This window comes from Devosia sp. LjRoot16, assembly GCF_964252795.1.
In the GTDB taxonomy this organism is placed as follows: domain Bacteria; phylum Pseudomonadota; class Alphaproteobacteria; order Rhizobiales; family Devosiaceae; genus Devosia_A.
In genome coordinates this window covers 184,656-210,310 of the sequence record NZ_CAXUPH020000004.1, presented here as the reverse complement: position 1 = coordinate 210,310, position 25,655 = coordinate 184,656, and the positions used below count along the sequence as shown (strand labels likewise).

Sequence of the window (25,655 nt, the reverse complement as noted above, 5' to 3'; positions counted from 1 at the left end):
GGGGGAGGGAGACGCGAACTGAGATGGTGGTGAGAGGGTCTCCCTCCCCCTTGCGGGGAGGGGGCAGGGGTGGGGGTCCACAGCCACCGGCCTCGCCTACGGCACCAGCACAATCTTCCCCACCGACCCCCGGCTTTCGATCAGCCGATGCGCCTCGGCAGCGTCGGCCAAAGCAAAGCGGTGACCGATCTCGACCGTCAACGAACCGTCCGCCACCGCGCCGAACAGCCGCTCGTACGATGCCGCGAGGGCAGGGCCCCGCCGCATGGGATCACCGAGCAGCGACCACAGCGAGAACCCTGCAATGGTCTGCGCTGCGGCGGTGACACCGGCCATCTGCGCCGGGCTGAAGCCCGGGTAGACCCCGCTCGCCCCGCCATAGACCGCATAGCGCCCCTCCGGCGCGAGCAGGGGCAGGCTCGCCGCGGTGATCTCGCCGCCGGCCGCATCGAAGATCACATCGTAGGGACCGGGCGCTTCCGTGCTCCAGTCCGGCGTCGCCGACAGCACTACGTGATCCGCACCTGCCGCCATCGCCGCGTCCCGCTTCGCCGCACTGCCGACCGTGCCGACAATCCTGCCAACGCCACCAAGCCGGGCCAGCCGCACCAACAACTGCCCGACGCCGCCGGCTGCCGAATGCACCAGCACCGACTTGCCCGCGACCGGGTTGCGCGCCAGCAGCTGCTCCGCCGTCAGCCCCTGCACGGCCAGCGCTGCAGCGACGTCGAACGACACCGCGTCGGGCAATTTGAACGCCACGTCCGACGAGAGCGCCACGAACTCGGCATAGCCGCCATCGAGCCGCGGCTCGGCGAAGATCGCACCCAGTGCCCGGTCGCCGATGCTCAGCCCGTTGACGCCGTCGCCTACTGCGGCCACCGTTCCGGCCACCTCGCCGCCGGGGATGTACGGCATCGGCAACTCGAGCCCCGAGCGGCCGGAGCGGATGATGGCATCGCCGAGGTTGAGCCCGATCGCCTCCACCTTGATCAGCACCTGGCCGGGCCCGGCGGCGGGCGTCGGCACCTCGTCGACCTGCAATGCCTCGGGCCCGCCGAACGCCGAAATCGAAACAACCTTCATGGGAAATCTCCTTGTTCAGGGCGTCCCTTGTTCCGATATCGTCCTCTGCCCGCTACAGACTTTCTGGTGTCATACGCACCATCAGGTGCGCTTGGAGAACCCGCGATGAACCGCCTTTCGACCTGGCCGCTCGAACGCACCCTGCAGATCATCGGCGGGCGCTGGAAACTCTACATCCTGTTCCATGTGCTGGGCGGCCCGCAGCGGCTCTCGCAGTTGCAGCGCGGCATTCCCGGCATCTCGCAGAAGGTGCTGGTGCAGCAGCTGCGCGAGATGGAGGAGCACGGGCTGATCGTGAGGACGGTGTTCGCGGCAGCGCCTCCGCATGTCGAATACAGCGCCACCGAGCTCGGCCTGTCGCTGGCGCCGCTGATGGATACCCTGCAGAACTGGGGTATCCATCACGCCAAGGCCTCTGGCGACCACGGCCGCATGGTCTATTGCGACGGCTTCGCCGCACAGAACCGGGCATCAACCGCCGCCTGAACGGTTGATGCTGGCTCGGCGCCTACGCCATCCGCAGCCCCTGGCCGGCGGCGTTCGTCCCTGTTGCAGTGATGGCGCTGGCCGACATCGTGCTCGGCTGGCACAGCTCGGCGCTGTTCACCTATGCCGGCATGCTGGCTGGCGCGCTGATCGGGCGCGGACTGCTGCGGCAGCTCTCGGTGCTCCGGCTCGGCGGCGCTGCCATCATCGCCAGCCTCGCCTTCTTCCTCATCTCGAACTTCGGCGTCTATCTCGGCGGCTATTACGGTCTCGGCCTCGACGGGCTGGTCGCCTGCTACATCGCTGCCCTCCCGTTCTGGGGCCTGAGCCTGATCGGTGATCTCGGCTCCACGGCGATCCTCTTCGCGCTGTTCGTCCTCGCCCGCCGGCACTGTTGAGCGTGACACCGGCGCAGCAGGCTCCAGACTTTAGTTCAACTGAACCGATTGCCGCCGCCCTGCCATTGACAGGCCGGGGCGGCGCGCCCTTTGGTGGATCGGCGCCCGCATCCCTCAGCGGCGCACCGGACCTGTCAATGACCTCCACCATCGCCCCCGTCGAGGAGCGCCGCAATTTCGGCATCGGCATCCTGCTGATCTCGCAGCTGTTCTTCGCCACGCTCGATACCTCGGCGAAATACCTCTCCTTCATCGGCCTGCCGTTGGGTGAGATCGTCTTCGTGCGCTACGCCATCCACGTCGTGCTGGCGATTGCACTGTTCCTGCCGCTGCAGCGCGACCTCTTCGTCACCCGCAACTGGCCGTTGCAGCTGCTGCGCGGCCTCTGCCTCCTGGGCGTGACGGGCGCCAACTTCCTCGCCATGCGCTTCCTGCCGCTGACCGTCACCGGCGCACTGATGTTCACCATGCCGCTGATGGTGACAGCGCTCTCCGGCCCGTTCCTTGGTGAAAAGATCGGCTGGCGCCGCTGGGCCGCGGTGGGCGCGGGCTTTGTCGGCATCCTGATCATCGTGCGCCCCGGCACCGAGGCCTTCCATCCGGCCTCGCTGATCTGCCTCGCCGGCGCGCTTTCCGCCGCCTTCTACAGCATCATCACCCGCAAGCTCGCCGGCGTCGATTCCGCCGCGACGCAGCAGGTCTATTCGGGGCTGATCGCTCTCACCTGCATCACCCCGTTTGCCTTCAACGAATGGGTCTGGCCCTCGACCGGCGCCGGCTGGTTCGCCTTCATTGCCATCGGCGTCACCGGCATGATCGCCCACCAGCTCAACACCATCGCCCACCGCTATGCACCGCCCTCGGCGCTGGCGCCGTTCAGCTACACCGAACTGCTGCTGCTGGCGCTGGCGAGCTGGCTGATCTTCTCCGAGCCGCCGGACGTCTGGTTCTATGTCGGTGCGCCGATCATCATCGGCTCCGGCGTCTACATCTGGTTCCGCGAGCGCCAGCTTAACCGCACCGTCACCGTTGCGCCGGTGGAGGACTGAGCGTGGCCGGCCTGGTGAAACCCGTCGAGGATCGCCGACCCTTCGCCATTGGCCTGATGGTCGCGGCGCTATTCTGTTACACGGTGATCGACAGCTGCGCCAAACTCATGGTGCAGGCCGGGTTGCCGCCCATGGAGGTGGTGTTCGTCCGCTATGCCGGCCAGTTCATCCTGGTGCTCGCCTTCTTCCTGCCGCGCGAACGCAAGGCGCTGGCAAGAACGCGGAACCTGAAGCTCGAGGTGGCGCGCGGGCTGTTCCTGCTGGGCTCGACCATCTTCAACTTCATTGCCGTGGTCTACCTGCCGCTGACCATCACCTCGGCGATCTCCTTCACCATGCCGCTGATCCTGTGCGCCCTGTCGATCCCGCTGCTGGGGGAGACGGTGGGCTGGCGGCGCTGGCTGGCGATCGGCGTCGGCTTCCTCGGCGTGATGATCATCGTGCGGCCGGGCACTGAGGCCTTCCATCCGGCCGTATTGCTCTCGCTCGGCACTGCCGTCTGCGCCGCCCTCTACAACCTCTCGACCCGCCGCCTGGCTGGCGTCGATAGCACCTCGACGCAGCAGTTCTATGCCGCCGGCGTGGCGACAGTCTGCGTGCTGCCCTTTTCACTGGGCGGCTGGACCTGGCCGACCGATCCGGTGATCTGGGGTTGCTTTGCCGGCATCGGCGTCGCGGCGCTGATCGGCCACCTGTTCGTCACCACAGCACACCGCTATGCGCCGGCCTCGGTGTTGGCGCCGTTCGGCTACCTGCAGATCTTCTTCATGACCGGCGCCAGCTGGCTCGTTTTCAACCAGCCGCCGGACATCTGGATTTACATCGGCGCGCCGATCGTCATGGCCTCCGGCCTCTACATCTGGCTGCGCGAGCGCCAACTGTCGAAGAGTGTGGTCACCGAAGTGGCGGTGCAGGACTAGAAGCCGTTGAAGATCATGTCGATCGCGGCGACGATCTGATCGTATTGAGGCATCAGACTCTTGCTCGGCTTACCCAACGCGACTCGTGGGACCGCCACCATGAGGTGGGTAGCCATAACCAGCCGAACGCCCTCCACCACCACGATGGGATGCAACCTGGGTAAGGGGCGAGGAACGTCGTCCAGGGGAACCAGCGGCACAACCAACCGCGTGTTCATCGTCGGGAGCAAGTTACTCTGAACGTCGAGATAGTAGACGCCGTTGACCCGGTGGACGTCAAACCTTGCCATCTAGAACGGACGATACTCGGCCAAAGGCAGTCCGTTTTTGTCCACCCAGTCATTCCACGCCTTGATCGCTTCCGCGTTCTCTTCCAGCCAGCGCTTGCCTTCCTCGGAGATGCGATCCCGCTCTTCCGGCGGTTGCCAGAATGTCCCACGCTGTTCTTTTGGCTTCTTGGAATCCGACATCTTACCGTTCTCCGCTCTGCCAATCCTACAACGGGCGTTGACCACTATCCAGTCAAGCCGCCCGCCGCCGCAGCAAGCCGTTGCCCGGCGCGAACAGCAGCGCCATGAGGAACACCCCGGCCTGGATCAGCACGATGCACGGGCCCGTGGCGCCGTTGATGCTGAAGCTGATCAGCGTACCCAGTACGCCCGAGGCGATGGCGACGGTCATGGCGATGGCGAGCATTGCCTCGAAGCGCTTGGCCAGCAGGAACCCGATGGCGCCTGGCGCGATCAGCATGGCGACGACCAGGATGATGCCGACCGCCTTGAGCGAGGCGACGATGGTGATCGAGAGCAGCGCCAACAGGCCGTAATGCAGCAGCTTCACCGGCAGGCCGATGGCGCGGGCGTGTTGCGGATCAAAGGCATAGAGCAGGAAGTCGCGACGCTTGGCGAGGACGATGAGGAGCGTCCCGAGCGCGATGATCGCCGTCTCGATCAGGTCCTGCCAGGTGACGCCGAGCATGTCGCCGAACAGGATGTGGCTCAAATGCTGGTCGGTCTCGATGCGCGAGAACAGCACCAGGCCAACCGCGAACATGCCGGTGAAGACAATGCCCATGGCGGTGTCTTCCTTGATCCGGCTGTTGTCCTTGAGGTACCCCGTGCTCACCGCCGCGAACAGCCCGGCGACGAACGCTCCGATGGCGATCGGCAGGCCGATCACATAGGCGATGACAATGCCCGGCAGCACGGCATGCGAGATGGCGTCGCCCATCAGCGACCAGCCCTTCAGTACCAGGAAGCACGACAGCACCGCCGAGACCGCGCCGACGAGGATGGCGACGAGCAGCGCGCGCTGCATGAAGTCGTAAGTCAGCGGCTCGACGAAGAAGGCGTAGAGCGCGTCCATCAGTTCACTCCCGCTTCGCGCAACGCCCGGCGCCGGGCGGCGAGCCGCCCGTGCTTGGGGGCAAAGAAGAAGGCGAGGAGGAACAGCGCTGTCTGCAAGGAGACGATGACGCCGCCGGTCGCGCCGTCGAGGAAGAAGCTGATATAGGCGCCCACCGCCGCCGTGGCCGAGCCCAGGATCACCGCGATGATGAGGAGGTTCCGGAACCGGTCGGTCAGGAGATAGGCCGTGGCGCCCGGCGTCACCACCATGGCGATGACGAGGATGGCGCCGACCGTCTGTAGGGCGGCAACGGTGCAGGCGGCGAGCAAAGCGAAGAACAGCACCTGCAGGGCGCGCGGGTGGAGCCCGACGGTACGCGCATGGTTTTCGTCGAAGAACACCAGCATCAGGTCCTTCCACTTGAGGATGAGGATCGCCAGCGACACCAGCGAGATGATCACCACCTGGATGACATCGCCGTCCGAGATGCCGAGGATGTTGCCCATGACGATCGCCTGCACGTCGACGGCGGTGGGGTTGAGCGACACGATGAGCAGGCCCAGGGCGAAGAACGAGGTGAAGATGATGCCGATGACGGCGTCCTCCCTGAGCCGGGTGCGCGCCCGCACCAGCACCATCGAGGCGGCGGCGAGGCCACCGGCAACGAATGCGCCGGCGGAGTAGGGGAGGCCGAGCAGGTACGCCGTGGCAACGCCGGGGACGACGGCGTGCCCCAGTGCGTCACCGATCAGCGACCAGCCCTTCAGCATCAGGTAGGCCGACAGGAAGGCGCAGACGGCGCCGACCAGTGCCGACACCCACATGGCCTTGACCATGTAGTCATAGGTGAAGGGGACGAGCAGTTCCTCGATCATTTCTCGTCCCGCTGCGTCTCTTTGCTCGGCGAAGCCGGCTTGCTGCCGCCATTCTCGCCGTAGAACACCACCGGGCGCTCGTCGTCGGTCAAGACGGTGACGCGGCGCTGATCCTTGTCGTCGTGGAGATCTTCGCCGGCGAGATGGAAGTGGCGCAGCACGCCGCCGAACGCCTTCTCGAGATTGGTCTGGGTGAACACTTCGGCGGTGGGGCCGAAGGCCAGCACCGTGCGGTTGACCAGCACCACCTGGTCGCAGAAATCCGGCACACTGCCGAGGTTATGGGTCGAAACCAGCATCAGGTGTCCCTGGCTGCGCAACTCCTGCATCAGCGTAATGATCGCCGCTTCGGTCTGTACGTCGACGCCGGTGAACGGCTCGTCGAGGAGGATAATCCGGCCTTCCTGGGCCAGTGCGCGGGCGAGGAACACGCGTTTCTTCTGCCCGCCGGAGAGTTCGCCGATCTGGCGTTTGCGATAGTCGCTCATGCCGACCCGGGCCAGCGACTGCTCGACCAGCTCGCGGTCGCGTGCCGAAGGCATGCGGAAAAAGCCCATATGGCCCTGCCGCCCCATCATCACCACGTCCTCGACCAGGACGGGGAAATTCCAGTCGACCTCTTCGGCCTGCGGCACATAGGCGACGATGTTGCGCTTCAGCGCTTCGCGCACCGGCAGGCCGGCAATGCGAACCTCGCCGGCGATGGGCTGCACGAAACCCATAATCGCCTTGAACAAAGTGGATTTGCCGCTGCCATTGACGCCGACGAGGCCGGCAATGGTGCCAGCCCCGAGCCCGAAAGTTGCATCATGCAGCGCCACGTTGCCATTGGGGTAGGCGACCGTCACGCCCTCGACCTCGAGGCTCGGTTGCGGCGCCGGATTCCATGCCTCGTGCGGCACGTTGGCGGTAAGGCTCACTTCCCAAATCCCTTGGCGATGGTGTCGACGGTGACTTCGAGCAGCTTGAGGTAGGTGGGCGTCGGGCCGTCGGCCTCGCTCAGCGAGTCGACGTAGAGGATGCCACCATAAGCGGCGCCGGTTTCCTTGGCGACTTGCTTGGCCGGTTTGTCCGACACCGTGCTCTCGGAGAACACCACCGGGACCTTGTTGGCGCGCACCGCGTCGATGACCTTCCGCACCTGCTGCGGCGTCCCCTGCTGGTCGGCATTGATCGGCCAGAGATAGAGTTCCTTCATGTCGTAGTCGCGGGTCAGATAGCTGAAGGCGCCTTCGCTGGTGACCAGCCAGCGCTGCTCGACGGGTATCTGCTCGAGACGAGCCCGCAACGGCGCGTCGAGCGCCTTGATCTGCTCCGAATAGGCCGCGGCGTTCGCGTCGTAAGTTGCAGCGTTCGCCGGGTCGTACTGCACCAGCGCCTTGCGGATGTTCTCGACATAGATCAGCGCATTGTTCGGTGACATCCAGGCATGCGGGTTGGGCTTGCCGGTATAGGGCCCTTCGCCGATGCTCATCGGCTCGACCCCATCGCTCACCACCACCTGCGGCACGTCCTTCACGTTGTCGAAGAATTTCACGAACCACTGCTCGAGGTTCATGCCGTTCCACAGCACCAGGTTCGCGCCCTGCGCCCTGACGATATCGCGCGGCCCCGGCTGGTAGCCGTGGATCTCGGCGCCCGGCTTGGTGATCGACTCGACCACTGCCGCGTCGCCCGCGACGTTCCGGGCGATATCGGCAATGATGGTGAAGGTCGTCACCACCTTGAACTTGTCCTGGGCGAGAGCGGGCAAGGCCGTCATCCCGGCCAACAGTGCGAGGGCCAGGACGGTGAGGCGGCGGCGCGTAATCATCGGTCGGAGCAATCTCTTGTTGCGAATGGTTCTTAATAGCATCTAGTTTTCGACGCTTGTCAACTCTCTCCAGCATTCCGGCGGTGGGGCAGGGAAGGCACCGCGCGGTTGCTTTCGCGGGCGGTTTCTTCCACGATTGCGAAAAACACCGAGCCGCGAACAAATCGCCTCGGGTTTGGGGGAATCCGTCCTATGCCTGCCTTCCGCCTGATCGACGCCAAGCTGCCTGACTTCGGCATTCCAGCAACGCGTCCGGAACTCGACCGTTCCGTCTATCTTGCCCGCTTCGCCGCCCTCGGCCGGGCACGTCGTGCCGCCGGGCTCGATGCGCTGGTCGTCTATGCCGACCGCGAGCACTCGGCGAACCTCTGCTACATCACCGGTTTCGATCCGCGCTTCGAGGAAGCGCTGCTGCTGATCGCTCCTGACGCCACCCCGACCCTGCTGGCTGGCCCCGAGAATCTCGGTCGCGCCGCCAATGCCGCGATCGAGGTCGAGGCGCGTCTCTACCCCCCTTTCGGGCTGCTTGGGCAGGACCGCACCAAGACCCCCGCGCTGGCCGAGGTGCTGCGCAACGCCGGCATCGCAGCGAACCAGCGTGTCGGCGTGCTCGGCTGGAAGTACTTTGGGCCCGATGAGGCGGCCAAGCCCGAGGCCTGGCTCGAGACGCCATCCTACATCGTCGACACGTTGCGCCAGATCGTCGGCGCCGACGGCCGAGTGGTGAATGCCAATGCCTTGCTGATGCACTCCGTGACTGGCCTCCGCGCCGTCAACGAGATCGTACAGCTCGCCCAGTTCGAGTTCGGCGCCGTCGCCTGTTCCGAAGCGGTCAAGGCGGTGATTGCCAATGTGCAGCCCGGGATGAGCGAGTTCGAAGCGGTGCAGCAGATGCGCCTTGGCGTGCTGCCGCACTCCTGCCACACCATGTTCTCGTCGGGCGACAAGCTGGTCGGACTTAACAGTCCGTCGGGCAAGAAGCTCAAGAAGGGCGACCCGATGACCTCGGCGGTCGGCTACTGGGGTGGCCTGTCGAGCCGCATGGGCTGGCTGGTCGAGGATGAGTCGGAGCTTCCAGCCAATGTCCGCGACTATGTCGACCGCCTCGCCGGCCCATACTTCGCCTGCGCTGCGGAATGGTACGAGACCATCGGCATCGGCGTCACCGGCGGCGAACTCGACGCGCTGGCGCGCCGGCACCTCGATACGCCGTTCTTCAAGCTGGTGCTCAACCCGGGCCACCTGATTCACCTCGACGAGTGGATGAACACTCAGGTCTATCCCGGCTCGAAGGAACCCTTCCTGTCGGGTCAGGCGGTGCAGTGCGATATCATCCCGGCGGCCGGTCCGCCCTATTGCGGCGCCAACATCGAGGATGGCATCGCGCTGCTCGACGAGCGGGGCAGGGCCGAGCTGAAGGTGGATTTCCCCGATGTCTGGGGCCGCATCGAAGCGCGCCGGGCCTTCATGGGCGACGTGCTCGGCATTCGGCTGAAGCCGGAGGTGTTGCCGCTCTCCAACCTCGCCGGCGCGATGCCACCCTACTGGCTGTCACCGAACCGTATCGTTTCCAAAGCGTGATGTGATCGTGCGCGCTCACTTGCCAATCTTGCGCGCGCCGATTATCTCGTTTGCCATCGACATTTGGCTGACTTCCGGCCGTATGCCCCCGCTCTCGGTCAGGCGCACGATAGGACTTCCAAAATTCGACTGACCGGGCAGGGTGATCGCATGTCGTTCTGTCCACCACATCACTGCGAAGAGGGACTCCCCCGATGGAAAAGGGCACCGTCAAATTCTACAACGATCAGAAGGGCTACGGCTTCATTCAGCCTGACAGCGGCGCGAAGGACGTGTTCGTGCACGCCACCGCTCTGCAGCGCGCTGGCCTGACTGGCCTGAGCGAAGGCCAGAAGGTCTCGTTCGAGACCGGCGAAGACCGCCGCACCGGCAAGATCGCCGTCACCGAGATTTCGGCCGCCTGATCTGGCGTAGAAATTGAGTTGAAAGGCCGGGTACCGCAAGGTGCCCGGCCTTTCTCTTTCAGGCCGCCGCCCACGGGCTGTAGCTGCCGACGCTCCACAGGTGCCCCTCGGGGTCGAGGCAGGCGAAGCCCCGGCCGCCGTAACTCTCGGTGCGAATCTCGCGGACGATCTCGGCGCCGTTTGCCTTGGCCTTCTCATAGACCCCGTCCACATCGTCGACGATCACGTAAGGACTCTGCGTCGTGCCGCCCAGCTTGTCGGGTGTCGAGATGGCGCGGCCGAACTCGGTGTGCGGATGCGGCGAGCCCAGCATGATCATGCCGTCGCCGAGCCGCAGTTCGGCATGCGAGATGCCGCCATTGCCGTCGCTGTTGATCTCGTGCCGGACGAAGCCGAAATTCTCGCACAGCCAGTCGATCATGGCGGGTGCGTCCTCATAGGTGAGGCAGGGGATAACGGTGGAAGCCATTTTCATCTCCGTTGCTCCGGTGAGTCTGGCCCCTGCGCCTGCGTCGGTCTTGGAGATTTGTTACCTCGGCGGCGCCAGCACGCTTCCATCCGGCAGGCTGGCGCGCAGCAGGGCGGTTGGCGATTGGCCGCTCATCGAGCGGAACTCGCCGTTGAAGTGCGACTGGTCGGCATAGCCGCAGGCATAAGCGAGATCGGCCAGCGACTGCACCCGGCCGGAGCGCAGGCCCGCGAGCGCGGACTCGAACCTGAGCAGCCGTGCCACCGTCTTCGGTGCCATACCGATCTCTCGCTGGAACAGCGTGCCGAGGTGCTTGCGGCTGATATCGAGCCTCGCCGCCAGCGCGCTGATATCGAGGTTTCCACCGGCCGCGACGAGTTGCGCATAGCCGGCCTCGACCAGCGGTGTCGGCGACGCGTTGCGGTCGAGCCGCTCGAGCAGGTAGCGCTCGATGATGGCGAAGCGCTGCGACCAGCCGACGGCATGCGCCAGCCGATCCTCGAGCCTACGGAACGCCGCCCCGAGCACCGCGTCGGCCGGCACCACCAATCCGGCGATCTCGTAGAGATCGAGGCCGAGGATGCGGCGGGCGCCGAGCGGGGTGAAGTTGACCTGCATGCAGAAGGCGTGGCCCGGCGAGCCGACCAGCGTCGGCTGATCAGTGAGGCCGGCGATAAACCCCTGTCCCAGCCGCACGCTTTCCGCGCCATCATCAGCGAAGACGCTGAAGTGATGCTCGAACACCAGGATTAGCGGGATGCCCGAGAATGGCAGCTCACGCCGCACCAGCGGCGCGCCGCCGGTCTCGACATAGCCCTCGAGTTCGATGACGTGTGGTTGCAACAGCGCGGCAGGCCGCTTGCGCCACAGCGTCCAGCGGCCATGTTCCGATGCGTGATCGAACCTGTCGATGCCGGCCAGCTCGTCCATCCGGCAACTCTAGCTCTTCAGATCGTGAGGCAAAACCTCACTTCTTGCCGCTGCCGGCCTCGCCCCAGGTGATCAGCCGGGCGCTGCGATGGCCGGTGAGGTAGATCCACAGCCAGCTGATCGCCACCGAGATGCGGTTCTTGAGCCCGATCAGGAAGTAGATATGGGCAAGTCCCCAGGTCCACCAGCCGATCCAGCCGGTGAGCTGGAGCCAGCCGAAGTCGATCAGCGCGGCGCTCTTGCCCACCGTGGCGATGTCGCCCAGATGCTTGTAGCGGAACGGGCCGACCGTCTGTCCCGAGAGTCGGGCGCGGATCACCGAGGCTGCATATTTGCCGCCTTGCTTGGCCGCGTCGCCGATCCCCGGCACCGGCTTGCCGTTCGGCGCCAATACCGTGACCGTGTCACCGATGGCGAAGATATTCGGGCTGCCGGGAACGGTGAGGTCGGGTTCGACCTTGATCCGTCCGGCGCGATCCGCCTCGACCCCCAGCCACTTGGCCGCCGGCGAGGCCAGCACGCCAGCCGCCCAGATGATGGTGTTGGCTCGCAGCTCCTGAGCGTCGAAACGCACCGTGTCGGCCGTCACCTCGGTGACCGGCTGGCCCAGCATCACCTCGACGCCGAGCTTTTCCAGGGCCGATTTGGCATAGGCCGAGAGGTTTTCGCGGAAGTTGGCCAAGACTCGCGGCCCCGCCTCGATCAGGACGACGCGAGCCTCTTCCGGCTTGATCGAGCGGAATTCGTGCTTCAGCGAGGTGTGCGCCAGCTCGATCACTGCGCCGGCCAGTTCCACGCCCGTCGGGCCAGCGCCGATGATGGCGAAGGTCAGCAGCGCCTTGCGCTTGTCCGCATCGGTCTCGCGCTCCGCCGCCTCGAAGGCCAGCAGCAGCCGGCGCCGCATCGCGGTCGCGTCTTCGAGTGTCTTGAGGCCAGGGGCGAACGGCTCCCAGTCGTCATGGCCGAAATAGGCATGCCGGGCGCCGGTGGCGATGATCAGGCTGTCATACGGCACCCGCCCGCCATCTTCGAGCTCGACCAGCTGCGCCGCCTTGTCGATGCCGGTGACATTGCCGAGCAGCGTCGTCACCTCCGGCCGATGCTTGACCAGCATGCGGATCGGCCAGGCGATCTCCGATGGGCTGAGGGCCGTCGTCGCCACCTGGTAGAGTAGCGGCTGGAACAGGTGATGGTTGCGCCGGTCGATGACGGTGATGTCGACATCGGCGCCCTTGAGCCTCTGGATGGCAGCCAGGCCGCCAAACCCGCCGCCGATCACGACGACCCGATGTCGTTGAGCCGAGTTGGTCATTTCAAACCCCACTTGCAGTGCCCGCACTGCATGTAGGTCTTTGATCCGTAATGCTCAATGAACGGCGGCCGCGCCGGGCGCAGGCCTCACATGCGTTGAGGGCACACAAGCGGGATAAGAGAGAACGGAGGGAGCCTTGCACGGTCATGCATGGGGTAAGGCTCCCTCCGGCCGGCGCTCTTCGCGCCATGCCCCGCCGCAAACGGCGGGGGAGTCTGCTAAGCCACTGAGCCGTCGAAATCGCGGCGCGCCGCCTCGATGCTCTGCTGGTTGCGCACCGCGAACGAGCCGAGCGGACGGACGCTGGCGGCGAAGTCGCGGCCGAGTTCGGTCAGCTCGTACTCCACCCGCGGCGGGATGGTGGCGAAGGCGGCGCGCGCCGCAAAGCCGTGACGCTGCAGGTTCCGCAGTGTCTGCGTCAGCTGCTTTTGCGAGATGCCGTCAACGGCACGCGAAATCTCGTTGAACCGCAGCTTGCCGTCCCGCATCACCGACAGCACGTCGACGGTCCAGCGGGCGCCGGCGAGATCGAGGAGGTCGTGAACAATCTCAAACTGGTTGGCCATGTCGTAATACCCTGTAGTTGTGGTGGTCCACCCGGCCGCGTACGGCCGGGCTTGGTCGTTACTCGCCCATGGCGTGGGCGCGCTCTTCCGCCGTCATCGGCTTGGCTGCCTTCGGCCGGCGGAGCAGGAAGACGATCGGCAGCGACACGAAGGTCAGGATCATCATCAGGTGGAAGTCGTCGAGGAAGGCGAGCATCGCCGCCTGCTGCGTGATCATCCCGTGGATCGTGCCGACGACATTGGCGAAGCCGCCATAGGCCGCCGCGAAGTCGCGCAGCGGGCCGGAGTCCAGCGTGATCCGTTCTGCCAGTTCGCCATAGTTCACCACCTGCATCTGCGCGAGGATGGTGGTCACCACCGAGATGCCGACACCCTGGCCGACATTGCGGATCAGGCTGAACATCGCCGTCGCATCGACCCGGTACTTCGCATTGATGGTGGCGAAGGCCAGCGAGTTGAGCGGCACGAACACAAAGCCCATGCCGATGCCCTGCAGGAACCCTGAGATGAGGATCGGCCCCGAGCCCATGACGATGTCGAACTCGGTCATCATGTAGAGCGAGTAGCCCATCAGCAGGGTGCCGCCGACCACCAGGAGGCGCGGGTCGTACTTCGACACCAGCCGGCCGACGACGATCATCGACACCATCGTGCCGATGCCGCGCGGCCCCATTAAGAGGCCTGTCTCGATCACCGGAAAGCCCATCAGGTTCTGCAACATCGGCGGCAGCAGCGCGAGGCCCGAGAACAGCGTGATGCCGGTAATGAAGATCAGCACCAGCCCGGTGACCAGGTTCCTGTCCTTGAACATGGCCATGTCCATGAACGGGTTCTCGGCCGTCAGGCAATGGACGATGAACACCCACAGGCCCGAAATGGCGAGCAGCAAATAGAGCCAGATCTCGGCCGAGTCGAACCAGCCGACGCCCTGGCCGCGATCGAGCAGCATCTGCAGCGATGCCACCGCCAGCGCCAGCATGCCGAAGCCGAAGAAATCGAACTTGCGGATCTTGATCACGGTGTTCGGCATCAGCGCCGCCAGCATGAAGAAGGCGACGATCCCGACCGGCAGGTTGACGAGGAACACGGCGCGCCAGTTGAACGTCTCGGTCAGCCAGCCACCCAGCGTCGGCCCGATGATTGGCCCGAACATGATGCCGGCGCCGAAGATCGCCATCGCCTGCCCGAGCTGTTCGCGCGGGTTGATGTCCATCATCGTCGCCTGGGCCAGCGGCACCAGCATGGCGCCGCAGACGCCCTGGATGACGCGGAACGCCACCATCTGCGCGAGGTTGGTGGCAATACCGCAGAGCAGCGACGCCGCGGTAAAGCCGACCACCGCCGCGAGCAGCAGGTTGCGCCGACCGAAGCGGTCGGAGAACCAGCCGGTCAGCGGCGTCGCGATGGCCGCGGCGACGATATAGGAGGTCAGTACCCAGTTGATCTCGTCCTGCGACGCGCCGAGGCTGGCGCGCATATGGGGCAGGGCGACGTTGGCAATCGTGGTGTCGAGCACCTGCATGATCACCGCCACCATGATGGCGGCGGTGAGCAGGCCCTTGTTCTTGACGACGACCGTAGGGACTGAAACGGCGGCAGCGGCGGCGGCCATGTTAGAGCGCCTTCTGGCTTTCGGCAGCCTCTGCCCCGGCGGGCTTGGTGTCGACGTTGACAGTGGCGCTCATGCCGGCCCGGAGCAGGTCGGTGCCCGTATCGCAGGCGATGTTGACCGGCACGCGCTGCGTGACCTTCACCCAGTTGCCGGTGGCGTTCTGCGCCGGGATCAGCGCGAACTCTGCGCCGGTCGCCGCACCGATCGAGGCGACCTGGCATTCGATCGCGAGACCCGGATAGGCGTCGACCTTCACCTCGGCCGGCATGCCGACGGCCAGCGTGGTCAGCTGCGTTTCCTTGAAGTTGGCTTCGACCCAGGTGTCGCCGGTCTCGACCAGCGTCGCGATGGTCGATCCCGTATTGATGAACTGGCCGACATTGAGGCTCGCGACCTGGCTGACGATCCCATTCGCCGGCGCGAGCACCGTGCTCTTGTCGAGGTTGCGCTGGGCGTTGTCGCGCGCCGCGAGGGCCGCACGCACCGCCGGGTGGTCGTCGGTCTTGATGCTGGGGTCGCCGCCGAGCGCTGCCGTGGCATTGGCCACGTCCTGCTGCTCGAGCGCCACATTGCTTTGGGCCTGCTGCAGCGCCAGCCGTGAGTCATCGAGCGCCGACTCGGCCGAAATTCCTTGCTTCTGCAGGTTGGAAGCGCGGTCCCATTCCTTCTGCCGGATGGCGAGCGTAGCGTTGGCGGCGTCGAGTTTGGCGCTGGCGATCGAGTAGCCGACGCGCAACTGTTCGACATTCACCCGTGCCGTGGCGAGCGCCGCGTCGGCCTGGCTGAGCGCGATGCGATAGGGCTCGGGGTCGATGGCGAACAGCGCGTCGCCGGCCTTCACCGACTGGTTGTCCTTGACTGCCACCGAGACGATGCGGCCCGCCACGTCCGACGAGATCGACACCTTGGGCTGCTGCACATAGGCATTGTCGGTTTCGACATAGCGCCCGCCCGTCAGCCAGAAATAGCCGCCACCCACCGCAAGCACCACCGGCACGGCCAGCATCAGCGCCAGCCGTCGACCGGAGCGCTTCTTCTTGGCCGGAGCTTCAGGCGCCGCGGCAGCTGTGGCCTCGGGCTTGCTGGCTTCAACGGCTGACGTGGTGACGGGCTTGGCTTCGCCGGGAGCAGGGGGCGTGACACGGGCGTTCATAATCAGACTTCCTCCAGATCGGCCGTCTGGCCGGAAAGGTTTTCGCGCATCTTCGAGAGCGCAGTGATCACTGTCTGCCGTTCCTCGGGGGAGACCCCCTCGAGCGCGGCCTCATACATCGCCAGCCCGACTTTCCGGGCGGTGGTGAAAATCTCCTCGCCCTCGGCGGTCAGCCGGGCGAGCTTGGCGCGGCTGTCGGTGGGGTCGGGATAGCGGTCGAGCAGGCCGCGCTTTTCCAGCCGGTCGAGCACGCCCGATACCGTCATCGGGTCGGTGTCGGTTGCCGCCGCGAGCGCCACCTGGGTGATGCCCTCGTTGATCGCCACCTGCGCCAGCACCCGCCACTGCGGCAGCGTAATGCCGTGGACGCGCGCCTCTTCCTCGAAGCGCCGCTTCATCAGCCGGGCTACTTCGTGGATCAGGTAGCCCATCGGGGCCTGGTGCTTGTACGTCTGGTTGGATTTCATAAGCGCACATATAATAAGCGCACATACGAAGTCAACGAACGGAACTATTAGAAACCAAGCTAAATCTGCATGGCTGGCATTTTTGCGCCGCATGCCCTATCTCCCGGCCATGGCACACGACCTCGCAACCGCCCGCCGCTTCTCGGTGGCCCCGATGATGGATTGGACTGACCGTCACTGTCGGGTCCTGCATCGGCTGCTCACCTCCGAGGCGCTGCTGTTCACCGAGATGGTGACCAGCGCGGCAGTGGTGCACGGCCCGCGCGAGCGGCTGCTGGGCTTCGACCAGGTCGAGCAGCCGGTGGCGCTGCAGCTCGGCGGTTCCGATCCGAAGGAGCTGGCCGAAGCCACCCGTATCGCCAGCGAGTTCGGCTATCGCGAGATCAACCTCAATGTCGGCTGCCCGTCCGATCGGGTGCAGTCGGGCCGTTTCGGTGCCTGCCTGATGGCCGAGCCGGAACTCGTCGCCGAGTGCGTCCGCGCGATGCGCGATGCCACCGACCTGCCGGTAACGGTCAAATGCCGTATCGGCATCGACGACCAGGACACCGAGGAGAGCCTCGATCGCTTTGCTGACGTCATGGTGGCGGCCGGGGTCGATGCGCTCTATGTGCACGCCCGCAAGGCCTGGCTCAAGGGCCTCAGCCCCAAGGAAAACCGCGAGATCCCGCCGCTCGACTACCCGCGGGTCTATCGCCTCGCCCAGCGTCTCGGGCCGCTTCCAGTAATGATCAACGGCGGCATCAAGACCATCAAGGAAGCCGAAGCGCATATGGCGCACATGTCCGGCGTCATGCTCGGCCGCGTCGCCTACCATGAGCCGATGCTGCTGAGCCTGGTCGACGAGCGCTTCTTCGGCGCGCCGAAGAAATCGATCGAGCTGCGCGATGTGATGGTCGCGATGGCCGACTACGCCGAGCGCGAGATCGGCAAGGGGGCGCGGCTCAACAACATCACCCGCCACATGCTGGGCCTCGCCAACGCCCGCGCCGGCGCCCGCACCTTCCGTCAGATCTTGAGCGTCGACGCGGCGAAGCGCGGCGCTGGTCCGGAAGTGATCATGCGGGCGTTCGACGCGCTCGAGCCGGAACTGCAGCTGGCGGTTTAGTGGCGATTGTCCCCGTGGGGCGACCCCTCATCCGGGCTTCGCCCACCTTCTCCCACAAGGGGAGAAGGCCATCCCACCGACATCGCAGTCGGGCCTTCTCCCTTGATGGGAGAAGGTGCCCGAAAGGGCGGATGAAGGTGGGGTCGCTTGCTCAGCTTCACCCCTTCTCCTTCCAGAAATCCGCTTGCAGCTGCGCCGCTTCCTCCGCCAGCAACGGTCCGACGATCTCGGTCGGCCGCTGCCCGGCCTCGAACACGATATGGCACGGCAGATCCAGCGTCGGGTTTTCCTCGTGCGCACCAGTCTGCGCCTTCAGGTCGCGCTCGGTCTGGCCGAACACCACCCGGCCAATGCCGGCCCAATAGATGGCGCCGGAGCACATGGCGCAGGGCTCGGCCGAGGTGTAGAGCGTGCAGTCCTTCAGCTCTTCGAGGCTGAGGTTCTTGGCCGCCCACGAAGCCAGCAGCTTTTCGGCATGCGCGGTGCGGTCGCCACCTTCCGAACTGTAGCCGTTCCCCTGTTCACGCAGCACCTTGCCGGCTTTGTCCGCCAGGAGGGAGCCGAACGGATGGTCGCCGCCATCGCGCGAGCGTTTGGCGACGGCAAAGGATTGGCGCAGCAGGGCTTCGTCATAGCTACGTTGTGGCATCGAGGTCTCCGTGATCCGAGGAGACTATGCCCCAGCGCTGCTCAGTCGACCAGTTCCAGCGCGTTGCCGCTCACCGCATAGCGGCTGAGCGTGCCGAGGAAGGTCATGCCGAGCAGACTCTGCTCCAGAGCGCCCTGTTCGGCGATGAAGGCGCGCACATTGTTGCGCACGATCCCACCCACCTCGACCTGGTCGAGCGTCACCGCCGCCGCCTTGCCGGTGCCGTTGGCGGTGGAGACCGAGATATCGTAGCGCAGTGTCTCCGTGGCGTAGCCGGCCTTCTGCGCGTCATCATGCGTCAGCACCACGGCGCTCGCGCCGGTGTCGAAGATGGTCCGGATGTCCGAGCCGTTGATGGTGGCGTTGATCTGGAAGTGCCCGTCGCGACCGCCGCGGAAGGTGGCGCTGCCACGTTCGCCGTCGACCACCGCGATCCCCGGCATCAGCTCGCCGAACACGCGTGATGCCACCAGGGTCAGGTCGTCGCGATAGGTGTAGCCGACCAGCACCACGCCGAAGATACCGGCCCACAGCACCAGGTTGCCGAACAGCTCGGAAAACTTGTAGCGCCGCGAGAACAGCCCGCCGGCGATAAAGATCAGGATCACCACCAGCGGCAGCAACTGCCCGAGCTGGTTCTGCGTGAGGCCAACCATCGACCCGGCGTCGGCGCTGACCAGCAGGGCCAGGCCGATGGCGATGACGAGGGCGAAACCGATGAACAGCATGCAGATCCCTTAGCTGACGCACTCCACGAATGGGGAGCCCCAGTCGCAATTCAAGCACCGCGCCGGCCGGAGAACAGTGAACTCTGCTCGACCAGCCCGTCGCCGACGATATCGAAGAAGGCCCTGACTCGCGCCGTCTTCCTGAGGTCAGCATGGGTGACGATCCACAGCTCGCGTGTCAACTCGATGACCGGCCCGGCGGCGGCGCGCATGAGGTCCGGCTCGATGTCGCCGAGGTAGCAGGGCAGCATCGCATAGCCGATTCCGGCCTTGGCGGCGGTGAACTGGTTGATCAGGCTGTTGGCGCGATAGACGATATGACGCGGCTCGATGTTCTCTCCCAGCCAGTCGGCCGCCGCGATTCCCGTCACCTCGGCGCCCCAGCCGATGAAGTTGCGCCCGGCAATATCGTCCAGCGGCCCGAGCGATGGCGCGCCATAAATGGCCCAGGCAATGTCGGCGAGCTTGCGTCCGAACAGGTCCGGCTCCTTGGGCCGCGTCACCCTGAGGGCAATGTCCGCCTCGCGCCGGCTGAGGCTCAGCACCCGGTTGTCGACGACGAGTTCGACCACGATCCCCGGATGCGCCACGCGGAACTGCGCCAGCTGCTCGGTCAACACGCTATAGGCCAGCGTTTCGGACGAGGTGACGCGCAGCGCCCCAACCAGCCGCTGGTCCCGGCCCCCGACCTCGCGGCTCAGGGCATCCGCCTCGGTCTCCACCCGCTCGGCGGTGGTGGCGACCCGCTCGCCCTCGGTCGTTGTCTGGTAGACGCCGCCCGGCAGTCGCTCGAACAGCCGCACCCCGAGCTTTTCCTCCAGCGTATTGAGACGCCGGAAGGCGGTGGAATGGTTGACGCCGAGCGCCGTGGCGCCGCCGCCGAGGGTGCCGGCCCGCGCGATGGCGAGCACCAGCTTCAGGTCGTTCCAGTTTTCCATCTCGCCGACATAGCAGCTTTCGTGTTTGCAATCATGCAAATGCTGATGGCGAAATCACCATTCGCCTTTCGCAGGTGCGGCGACTAGCTCTTCGGCATCACCAACCGGAGAGACTGAAATGCAGCTCTACTACCACCCCTACGGATGCTCGCTCGCCCCGGCAATTGCCGCGGCCGAAGCCGGGATCGCGCTGGACCTCGTCTATGTCGACATCATCGGCGAACCGCACACCCTGGCCGATGGCCTGCTCTATACCGAGATCAACGCCCGCAACTATGTGCCGCTGCTCGGGCTCGACGACGGCACCGAGGTCAGCGAGGCCGGGATCATCCTGCAATATCTCGCCGACCTGAATCCGGCGGCCGGGCTGGCGCCCGCACAGGGTACGACCGAGCGGCGGGAACTCAACCAGTGGCTGACCTTCCTCGGCACCGAACTGCACAAGACCTACTCGCCCTGGTTGTTCCACCCCGAGGTCGGGGAACTGGCGCAGGACTATGCCCGCAAGCGCGTCGCCGCCCGCTACGCCATTGTCGAGCACCAGCTCGAGGGCAGAGCGTGGCTCCTGGGCGACTACACCGTCGCCGACGCTTACCTGTTCGTGATGGCCAACTGGGCCGCGGCGGCGAAGACACCGCTGACCGACTTCCCCAACATCCGCGCCTGGTTCGAGCGGATGAAGGCTCGCCCGCAGGTTCGCGCCGCGCTGAAGATGCATTCGGCCAGCCCGGCTGCGCAGGCCGCGTAACGCCGCCTCGCACGGAGACTTCGCTCCCCTCCCCTCAAGGGGGAGGGGAGCTAGACGAACACCAGCAGCACGGTCAGCACGGCGACCTCGATCAGCGCCTGCAGCGCCCCGATCAGGTCGCCGGTCTGTCCGCCGATCAGTTTGCGGCAGACCCACACCCACGCCGCCGCGACGCCTGCCGCCGCGGCGAGCGACAGGATCACCGCGACGACGCTGGTGAACGGTGCGGCGAGGACGAATGCCAGCAGCACCGCAAATCCCATGCCCCCGAAGAACGCTTTCCGCGACACCCGTCCGACTGAGGCCGACGCCCCACCCTCGCGGGCATTGGGCAGCGCGACGCTTACCCACAACGACGCCGAGCGCCCGATCACCGTCGAAGCCAGCCAGATCGCACCGGCGGCGAGCGGATTGTACGCCGCTACCGCGCCGATCGCCGTCACCCGCAGCAGCAGGTAAAGCCCGATCGCCGCCACTCCATAAGTGCCGTGCCGGCTGTCCTTCATGATCTCGAGCCGCCGCTCGATCGTCGCTCCGCCGATCAGCCCGTCGGCGCTGTCGGCCAACGCGTCGTCGGCCATTGCGCCGGTGGCGACCAGCATCGCGGCGACCCCCAGCGTCGCTGCGAAATAGCTCGGCACCCCGAGCCAGGCGGCAATCATCATCAGCAATGCCGGCAGGAACCCGATGGCGACGCTGGTGAAGCTGAGCCCCACCGCGATGCGGTTGAGGTTCGGTTTCTCGAACGGGCTGTCGCCGGTCGGCAGCCGCGAGAAGAACCTGAGCCCCATGATTAGGTCATCCGCCAGGCGCCAGCCATAGGCTTCGGGCTGCGGCGGCTGAGGCTCCGCGCCCGGGCGATGGTTGTCCTGCCGCGGGGGCGTCCGAGGCGCGTCGTCGCTCACTTGCAGTTCCCTTGCCATGGGTCGATGCTCGCTTGTCCTTCAGCCGAGGGGGCAATGCAAGGTGAGTGCCACTGAGTTCGAACTGGTGTCGCATTGGCGGATTGCTGCGCCGTTGGATCGAGTCTGGCCCGAGATTGTCGATGTCGATGCCTGGCCCTCGTGGTGGCGCGCCGTCCGCAAGGTGGAGCGGCTCCGCGACGGCGATGCCGGTGGTGTCGGGGCGCTCCGCCGTCTGACCTGGGCGACGGCGCTGCCCTACAGCATCACCTTCGATGTCCTTTCGACCCGTATCGAGCCGATGCATCTGATCGAGGGCCGGGCCAGCGGCGAGCTCAGCGGCGTGGGCCTCTGGACCCTGCTTGCCGACGGAGCAGGAACGGCAGTGCGCTACGATTGGCGCGTCGACCTGGGCAAGCCCTGGATGCGAACCCTGGCGCCGGTGCTGCGTCCGGTCTTTGCCTGGAACCACAACGTCCTGATGGGCTGGGGCGAGGCCGATCTCAAGGCCCGGCTGGGCATCGGCTGAGCTCCGGGTCAGTATTGCTGATCCCGATCGCGCTGGACTCTTGGGGCCGGACTCGCCCATGAGTGGCGTCCCCGAGCCGGAGCCGAAATTGCCGTCCCCCTTCGCCGATATCATTGACCTCCTGCACATCGCACCCTCGGGTGATGAAAGCGCGGTCGCTGCCATCCGCCAGCGTGATCGCCAGCTTACCAAGCCGCCCGGCTCGCTCGGCGAACTCGAGCAACTGGTCGAGTTCCTCGGCCGCTGGCAGGGTAAGTCGAAGCCCACCCTGGACAACCCGATGGTCGCGATCTTCGCCGCCAATCACGGCGTCACCGACCAGGGCGTCTCCGCCTTTCCGCGCGAAGTGACGGCGCAGATGGTCGCCAACTTCACCGCCGGCGGCGCTGCCATCAGCCAGATCTGCGCGCTGCATGAGCTGAACCTGCGCATCTTCGAGCTGGCGCTGGAACTGCCCACCGGCGACATCACCCGTACCGCCGCAATGGACGATCGCATGTGCGCCGCCACCGTCGCCTATGGCATGGAAGCGGTAGCCGGTAAGCCCGATCTGCTCGCCATTGGCGAGATGGGCATTGGCAACACCACCGTTGCCGCCGCCATCTACGCTGCACTGTTCGGCGGCACCGGTGCCGATTGGGTCGGCCGCGGCACCGGCGTCGACGATGCCGGCCTCGCCCGCAAGGCCGATGCCGTCGATCGCGCCCTGGCGCTGCACCGTGACGCGCTGACCGATCCGCTCGCCATCCTCGCCCGGCTCGGCGGCCGTGAGATTGCCGCCATGCTCGGCGCCATCATCTCGACCCGCCAGCAGAAGATCCCGGTGATCGTCGATGGCTTCGTCGCCACCGCCGCAGCCGCCATCGCGCAGGCGGTGAACCCGGAGGCGATCGAGCACTGTATCTTCGGGCACCTGTCGGGCGAGCACGCCCACGCCCGTGCACTCGAGGCGATGGGCAAGCGCCCGTTGCTCAACCTCGGCATGCGGCTGGGGGAGGGGAGCGGCGCAGCGCTGGCCGCCGTGCTTGCTAAGACCGCGCTCCACCTCCACAACAACATGGCCACTTTCGGCAGCGCCGGGGTCAGCGACAAGAACTGACCCGGGGTCAGCGACAAGAACTGACCCCGGGGGCAGCGACAAGGAGAGCTAGGCGATGATCGTGGCCGGTGCGGAGGCAACCATTGACCTCGCTACTGGCCATTTCGTCAGCCTGCTGCAGCGCAACACCGCCGACCTGATCACCGGCCTCCATCTCATCGGCTCCATCGCCGACGGCGACTTCCGTCCGGCCATGAGCGACCTTGATTTCGTTGCCGTGCTGTCGCGCCCGCTGACCGACGAGGATGCCGAGGCGCTGGTGCTGGTTCACCGCAGCTACCGCACCGATCCGACCCTGCCGAACCTTGACGGCATCTGGCTCACCGAAGCCGAGCTCGGCGCCGGCCCCGACCCCATTGACGATGGCCCGACCTCGCAGCAGGGCGATTTCGTCATCGCGGCCCGGGGCAACCGCAACCCGGTCACCTGGCACGCGCTGCCTGGTGCGGTGACCCTGGTCGGCGAACTTGATCGCTCGGCCCTGTGGCAGGATCGCGCGCACCTGGTGAGCTGGGTCCGCGACAATGCGGCCACCTACTGGCGCCGTTGGCTGGCGCGGGCTTCCGGGATCTCGCCCGCCATGCTCGGCCGCGCCGCCCCGATGTGGGGCGTGCTCGGCATCAGCCGGCTGGCCTACACTGGGGTCACCGGCGAGATCGCTTCGAAGTCCGCCGCCGGCGAATGGGCGCTGACAGCGTTCGAGCCGCGCTGGCGCCCGATCATCGAGGAAGCATTGGCTTATCGCCGCGGCCAGCCGTCGAACTACGGCAATCCGTTCGCCAGGCGCAGAGATACGTTGGCCTTCGTCGAGATGGCGATCGGCGAGACCGTGGCCTGACGAAGCTGCATGCTCGATGCCTCATCTCCCCCGCAAGGAGGGAGATGAGGCCGGTACCTGCAGCCACCCTCAGCTCGCTTCGGAGTAGATCCGCAACCGCGGCTTCTTTTCCACCACCGGCGCCAGCGCGTCCATGACACGGGCCCGCGGGAATGTCGCGATCACTTCGGTGCCGAAGCGGAGTTTTGAGAACAGGTCGAACCGGCCCTGGTGCAATTCCATGATCTTCTGCACGATGGGCAGGCCGAGGCCCGCCCCCTGTTCCGCCGTCTTCTGCGCCAGCGAACCCTGGCCGAACGAGCTCAGCACCGTCTCGATCTCGCTCTCCGGGATGCCCGGGCCGTTGTCGCGCACGCTGATCAATTGGCCGCCATCGCCCGAACGCGTCACCATCAGGTGCACCTTGCCCGATTGGGGGGTGAACTTGATGGCATTGGAGAGCAGGTTCAATACCACCTGGCGGATCGCCCGCTCATCGCCCCACAGCTTGGGCAGGTTGTGTGCATAGCTGACACTGAGTTCGATGCCCTTGCCCTTGGCGCGGATCTCGACCATACGCCGGCAATCTTCGGCGATGTCGATCAGCGACACCGCTTCCTCGTTGAGGTCGTACTTGCCCGCCTCGATGCGGCTCAGATCCAGCAACTCGTTGATCAGGTTGAGCAGGTGCTGGCCCGAGGAGTGAATGTCCCCGGCATATTCCTTGTATTGCGGCACGTTGTGCGCCCCGAGCAGCTCGGACTGCAGCACCTCCGAAAAGCCGATGATGGCGTTGAGCGGCGTGCGCAGCTCGTGGCTCATCGTGGCGAGGAACTGCGACTTGGCGATGTTCGCCTGCTCGGCATGCCGCCGGGCTTCATCGCTCATCTCGCGCGCTTCCTCGAGTTCGTTGATCAGCGCGTCCTTCTCCGACTGGTGCTCGATGGTCTCGAGCTCCGAGGCGTAGAGCTGCTTGGCGAGGTAGACAAAGAACATCTCGCCGCCCACCACCACCGCGGCCAGCGCCCAATTGAGCGTTCCTCCCGCCAGCAGCAAGGTGATGGTCACGGTGGCCGCTGCGGGGAGGGTGCTCATCAGCGTTGCACCGGGCAGGGTGCGTGTCGCCACCGCATTGGCGGCGATGCCAACCAGCGCGATTGCAAACATCGCCACCAGCAGCGCCATCCGATCTTCAGCCACCAGGGTGAACAGCGCCAGCAGCGCCCACGCGATGCCGTTGACCAGCTCTGCCGCGATGAACGTCGTGGTCCAGCGGCCGGCATTGAACTTGGCGGGGTCCTCGGTCTTCAGCCGCCGGCACAGCCAGATCACTGCGAGATTGGCGACGATCACCAGCGCTGCCCATCCGGCCGCCGCCAATGGCGGAACCCACAGGCTCGAGAACAGCGCGAGAATGAGAACCAGCGCCGGTACTGCGAGGAGCCCGCCGAGCCGCGAGCTGGCATATTCGTCGAGCAGTTCGAAATCGAAGGAAGCGCGGGTGCCGGAACTGGAGGTGAGGCGCTGTCGCGCGTCGAACACCGCCCGCTGCGAGTTGCGACGAAGCTCGCGGCCCATCTGGGCGCGCACGTCCTGATCGTGCATCGCGGGCTTCAACGACATTTACGCAGTACTCGACTAAACACTACGAACAGGAAACGCGTTCGTT

The 25,655-nt window shown here is 65.9% G+C and carries 29 protein-coding genes and 1 pseudogene; 11 read left to right on the top strand and 19 right to left on the bottom strand.

Going from position 1 to position 25,655, the window contains the following annotated elements; all coding sequences use genetic code 11:
* Positions 1–96: 96 nt before the first annotated feature.
* Positions 97–1,086: a quinone oxidoreductase family protein gene (locus ACSQ23_RS18970; protein WP_436091534.1), complete on the bottom strand. Its 990-nt coding sequence runs from the start codon at positions 1,084–1,086 to the stop codon at positions 97–99.
* A gap of 105 nt (positions 1,087–1,191) precedes the next feature.
* On the opposite strand from ACSQ23_RS18970, the gene ACSQ23_RS18965 reads away from it, so the two are divergent.
* The 4 genes and pseudogenes from ACSQ23_RS18965 to ACSQ23_RS18950 all read left to right on the top strand — a co-directional run bounded on the left by ACSQ23_RS18965 (position 1,192) and on the right by ACSQ23_RS18950 (position 3,939).
* The gene (locus ACSQ23_RS18965; RefSeq protein ID WP_436091533.1) at positions 1,192–1,572 is read left to right on the top strand and encodes a winged helix-turn-helix transcriptional regulator; all 381 of its coding nucleotides are present in this window, start codon (positions 1,192–1,194) and stop codon (positions 1,570–1,572) included.
* Positions 1,573–1,598: 26 nt separating this feature from the next.
* Positions 1,599–1,970: pseudogene (locus tag ACSQ23_RS18960) on the top strand (DUF6580 family putative transport protein); the annotation flags it as partial.
* 137 nt (positions 1,971–2,107) lie between these two features.
* Positions 2,108–3,019 carry a DMT family transporter gene (locus tag ACSQ23_RS18955; RefSeq protein ID WP_436091532.1) on the top strand — a complete coding sequence of 304 codons (912 nt, stop codon included), beginning with the start codon at positions 2,108–2,110 and terminating at the stop codon, positions 3,017–3,019.
* Positions 3,020–3,021: 2 nt separating this feature from the next.
* On the top strand, positions 3,022–3,939 hold the full coding sequence (locus ACSQ23_RS18950; protein WP_436091531.1) for a DMT family transporter: 918 nt from the start codon (positions 3,022–3,024) through the stop codon (positions 3,937–3,939).
* Here the strand turns inward: ACSQ23_RS18950 and ACSQ23_RS18945 are convergent.
* From ACSQ23_RS18945 to ACSQ23_RS18920, 6 genes are read right to left on the bottom strand one after another with little or no spacing between them, the layout of a single operon-like run.
* Positions 3,936–4,229 carry a CcdB family protein gene (locus tag ACSQ23_RS18945; protein ID WP_436091530.1) on the bottom strand — a complete coding sequence of 98 codons (294 nt, stop codon included), beginning with the start codon at positions 4,227–4,229 and terminating at the stop codon, positions 3,936–3,938. The genes ACSQ23_RS18950 and ACSQ23_RS18945 overlap by 4 nt on opposite strands.
* Positions 4,230–4,409, bottom strand: coding sequence for a type II toxin-antitoxin system CcdA family antitoxin (locus ACSQ23_RS18940; RefSeq protein WP_436091529.1), 180 nt, complete (start codon positions 4,407–4,409; stop codon positions 4,230–4,232).
* Positions 4,410–4,461: 52 nt separating this feature from the next.
* Positions 4,462–5,304 carry a metal ABC transporter permease gene (locus tag ACSQ23_RS18935; RefSeq protein ID WP_436091528.1) on the bottom strand — a complete coding sequence of 281 codons (843 nt, stop codon included), beginning with the start codon at positions 5,302–5,304 and terminating at the stop codon, positions 4,462–4,464.
* Positions 5,304–6,161 carry a metal ABC transporter permease gene (locus tag ACSQ23_RS18930; protein ID WP_436091527.1) on the bottom strand — a complete coding sequence of 286 codons (858 nt, stop codon included), beginning with the start codon at positions 6,159–6,161 and terminating at the stop codon, positions 5,304–5,306. Before ACSQ23_RS18930 ends, ACSQ23_RS18935 begins: the two co-directional genes overlap by 1 nt.
* Complete coding sequence (locus ACSQ23_RS18925; protein ID WP_436091526.1) at positions 6,158–7,081, bottom strand: manganese/iron ABC transporter ATP-binding protein; 924 nt, start codon at positions 7,079–7,081, stop codon at positions 6,158–6,160. Before ACSQ23_RS18925 ends, ACSQ23_RS18930 begins: the two co-directional genes overlap by 4 nt.
* Positions 7,078–7,974: a metal ABC transporter substrate-binding protein gene (locus tag ACSQ23_RS18920; protein WP_436091525.1), complete on the bottom strand. Its 897-nt coding sequence runs from the start codon at positions 7,972–7,974 to the stop codon at positions 7,078–7,080. The genes ACSQ23_RS18925 and ACSQ23_RS18920 overlap by 4 nt, the downstream gene beginning before the upstream one ends.
* 192 nt (positions 7,975–8,166) lie before the next feature.
* On the opposite strand from ACSQ23_RS18920, the gene ACSQ23_RS18915 reads away from it, so the two are divergent.
* Complete coding sequence (locus tag ACSQ23_RS18915; protein ID WP_436091524.1) at positions 8,167–9,555, top strand: M24 family metallopeptidase; 1,389 nt, start codon at positions 8,167–8,169, stop codon at positions 9,553–9,555.
* A gap of 194 nt (positions 9,556–9,749) precedes the next feature.
* On the top strand, positions 9,750–9,959 hold the full coding sequence (locus tag ACSQ23_RS18910; RefSeq protein WP_055879654.1) for a cold-shock protein: 210 nt from the start codon (positions 9,750–9,752) through the stop codon (positions 9,957–9,959).
* Between the two features lie 58 nt (positions 9,960–10,017).
* Here ACSQ23_RS18910 and ACSQ23_RS18905 read toward each other — a convergent pair whose 3' ends face one another.
* The 7 genes from ACSQ23_RS18905 to ACSQ23_RS18875 form a co-directional block, all read right to left on the bottom strand.
* Positions 10,018–10,428, bottom strand: coding sequence for a VOC family protein (locus ACSQ23_RS18905; RefSeq protein ID WP_436091523.1), 411 nt, complete (start codon positions 10,426–10,428; stop codon positions 10,018–10,020).
* A 60-nt stretch (positions 10,429–10,488) separates the two neighbouring features.
* On the bottom strand, positions 10,489–11,358 hold the full coding sequence (locus ACSQ23_RS18900) for a helix-turn-helix domain-containing protein (RefSeq protein ID WP_436091522.1): 870 nt from the start codon (positions 11,356–11,358) through the stop codon (positions 10,489–10,491).
* 37 nt (positions 11,359–11,395) lie between these two features.
* Positions 11,396–12,670, bottom strand: a complete 1,275-nt coding sequence (locus ACSQ23_RS18895) for an NAD(P)/FAD-dependent oxidoreductase (protein WP_436091521.1) — start codon at positions 12,668–12,670, stop codon at positions 11,396–11,398.
* 218 nt (positions 12,671–12,888) lie between these two features.
* Positions 12,889–13,236 carry a winged helix-turn-helix transcriptional regulator gene (locus ACSQ23_RS18890; RefSeq protein ID WP_055879643.1) on the bottom strand — a complete coding sequence of 116 codons (348 nt, stop codon included), beginning with the start codon at positions 13,234–13,236 and terminating at the stop codon, positions 12,889–12,891.
* A 58-nt stretch (positions 13,237–13,294) separates the two neighbouring features.
* On the bottom strand, positions 13,295–14,848 hold the full coding sequence (locus tag ACSQ23_RS18885; RefSeq protein WP_436091520.1) for a DHA2 family efflux MFS transporter permease subunit: 1,554 nt from the start codon (positions 14,846–14,848) through the stop codon (positions 13,295–13,297).
* Between the two features lies 1 nt (position 14,849).
* Complete coding sequence (locus tag ACSQ23_RS18880) at positions 14,850–16,001, bottom strand: HlyD family secretion protein (protein ID WP_436091519.1); 1,152 nt, start codon at positions 15,999–16,001, stop codon at positions 14,850–14,852.
* Positions 16,002–16,003: 2 nt separating this feature from the next.
* Positions 16,004–16,468, bottom strand: a complete 465-nt coding sequence (locus tag ACSQ23_RS18875) for a MarR family winged helix-turn-helix transcriptional regulator (protein ID WP_162247929.1) — start codon at positions 16,466–16,468, stop codon at positions 16,004–16,006.
* A 91-nt stretch (positions 16,469–16,559) separates the two neighbouring features.
* Here ACSQ23_RS18875 and dusA point away from each other — a divergent pair, with 91 nt between their 5' ends.
* Positions 16,560–17,576: a tRNA dihydrouridine(20/20a) synthase DusA gene (gene dusA, locus ACSQ23_RS18870; protein WP_436091518.1), complete on the top strand. Its 1,017-nt coding sequence runs from the start codon at positions 16,560–16,562 to the stop codon at positions 17,574–17,576.
* A gap of 157 nt (positions 17,577–17,733) precedes the next feature.
* On the opposite strand, the gene ACSQ23_RS18865 is transcribed toward dusA, so the two are convergent.
* Genes ACSQ23_RS18865 through ACSQ23_RS18855 form a run of 3 tightly spaced genes read right to left on the bottom strand, consistent with a single transcriptional unit; the run spans position 17,734 to position 19,891 of the window.
* On the bottom strand, positions 17,734–18,225 hold the full coding sequence (locus ACSQ23_RS18865) for a nucleoside deaminase (RefSeq protein ID WP_055997326.1): 492 nt from the start codon (positions 18,223–18,225) through the stop codon (positions 17,734–17,736).
* A gap of 41 nt (positions 18,226–18,266) precedes the next feature.
* Positions 18,267–18,953, bottom strand: a complete 687-nt coding sequence (locus tag ACSQ23_RS18860; RefSeq protein ID WP_055879630.1) for a retropepsin-like aspartic protease family protein — start codon at positions 18,951–18,953, stop codon at positions 18,267–18,269.
* 50 nt (positions 18,954–19,003) lie between these two features.
* On the bottom strand, positions 19,004–19,891 hold the full coding sequence (locus ACSQ23_RS18855; protein WP_436091517.1) for a LysR family transcriptional regulator: 888 nt from the start codon (positions 19,889–19,891) through the stop codon (positions 19,004–19,006).
* A 118-nt stretch (positions 19,892–20,009) separates the two neighbouring features.
* Here ACSQ23_RS18855 and ACSQ23_RS18850 point away from each other — a divergent pair, with 118 nt between their 5' ends.
* A complete protein-coding gene (locus tag ACSQ23_RS18850; RefSeq protein ID WP_436091516.1) occupies positions 20,010–20,639 on the top strand; it encodes a glutathione binding-like protein in 630 nt (209 codons plus the stop codon).
* A gap of 50 nt (positions 20,640–20,689) precedes the next feature.
* On the opposite strand, the gene ACSQ23_RS18845 is transcribed toward ACSQ23_RS18850, so the two are convergent.
* Positions 20,690–21,544 carry an adenosylcobinamide-GDP ribazoletransferase gene (locus tag ACSQ23_RS18845; protein WP_436091515.1) on the bottom strand — a complete coding sequence of 285 codons (855 nt, stop codon included), beginning with the start codon at positions 21,542–21,544 and terminating at the stop codon, positions 20,690–20,692.
* Between the two features lie 61 nt (positions 21,545–21,605).
* On the opposite strand from ACSQ23_RS18845, the gene ACSQ23_RS18840 reads away from it, so the two are divergent.
* The 3 genes from ACSQ23_RS18840 to ACSQ23_RS18830 are packed head-to-tail and all read left to right on the top strand — an operon-like array spanning position 21,606 to position 24,007.
* Positions 21,606–22,070: an SRPBCC family protein gene (locus ACSQ23_RS18840; RefSeq protein ID WP_436091514.1), complete on the top strand. Its 465-nt coding sequence runs from the start codon at positions 21,606–21,608 to the stop codon at positions 22,068–22,070.
* Positions 22,071–22,128: 58 nt separating this feature from the next.
* On the top strand, positions 22,129–23,169 hold the full coding sequence (gene cobT, locus ACSQ23_RS18835) for a nicotinate-nucleotide--dimethylbenzimidazole phosphoribosyltransferase (protein ID WP_436091513.1): 1,041 nt from the start codon (positions 22,129–22,131) through the stop codon (positions 23,167–23,169).
* 55 nt (positions 23,170–23,224) lie between these two features.
* On the top strand, positions 23,225–24,007 hold the full coding sequence (locus ACSQ23_RS18830; protein ID WP_436091512.1) for an aminoglycoside adenylyltransferase domain-containing protein: 783 nt from the start codon (positions 23,225–23,227) through the stop codon (positions 24,005–24,007).
* Positions 24,008–24,076: 69 nt separating this feature from the next.
* Here the strand turns inward: ACSQ23_RS18830 and ACSQ23_RS18825 are convergent, their stop codons facing one another.
* A complete protein-coding gene (locus tag ACSQ23_RS18825; protein ID WP_082528124.1) occupies positions 24,077–25,609 on the bottom strand; it encodes a sensor histidine kinase in 1,533 nt (510 codons plus the stop codon).
* Between the last annotated feature and the right edge of the window lie 46 nt (positions 25,610–25,655).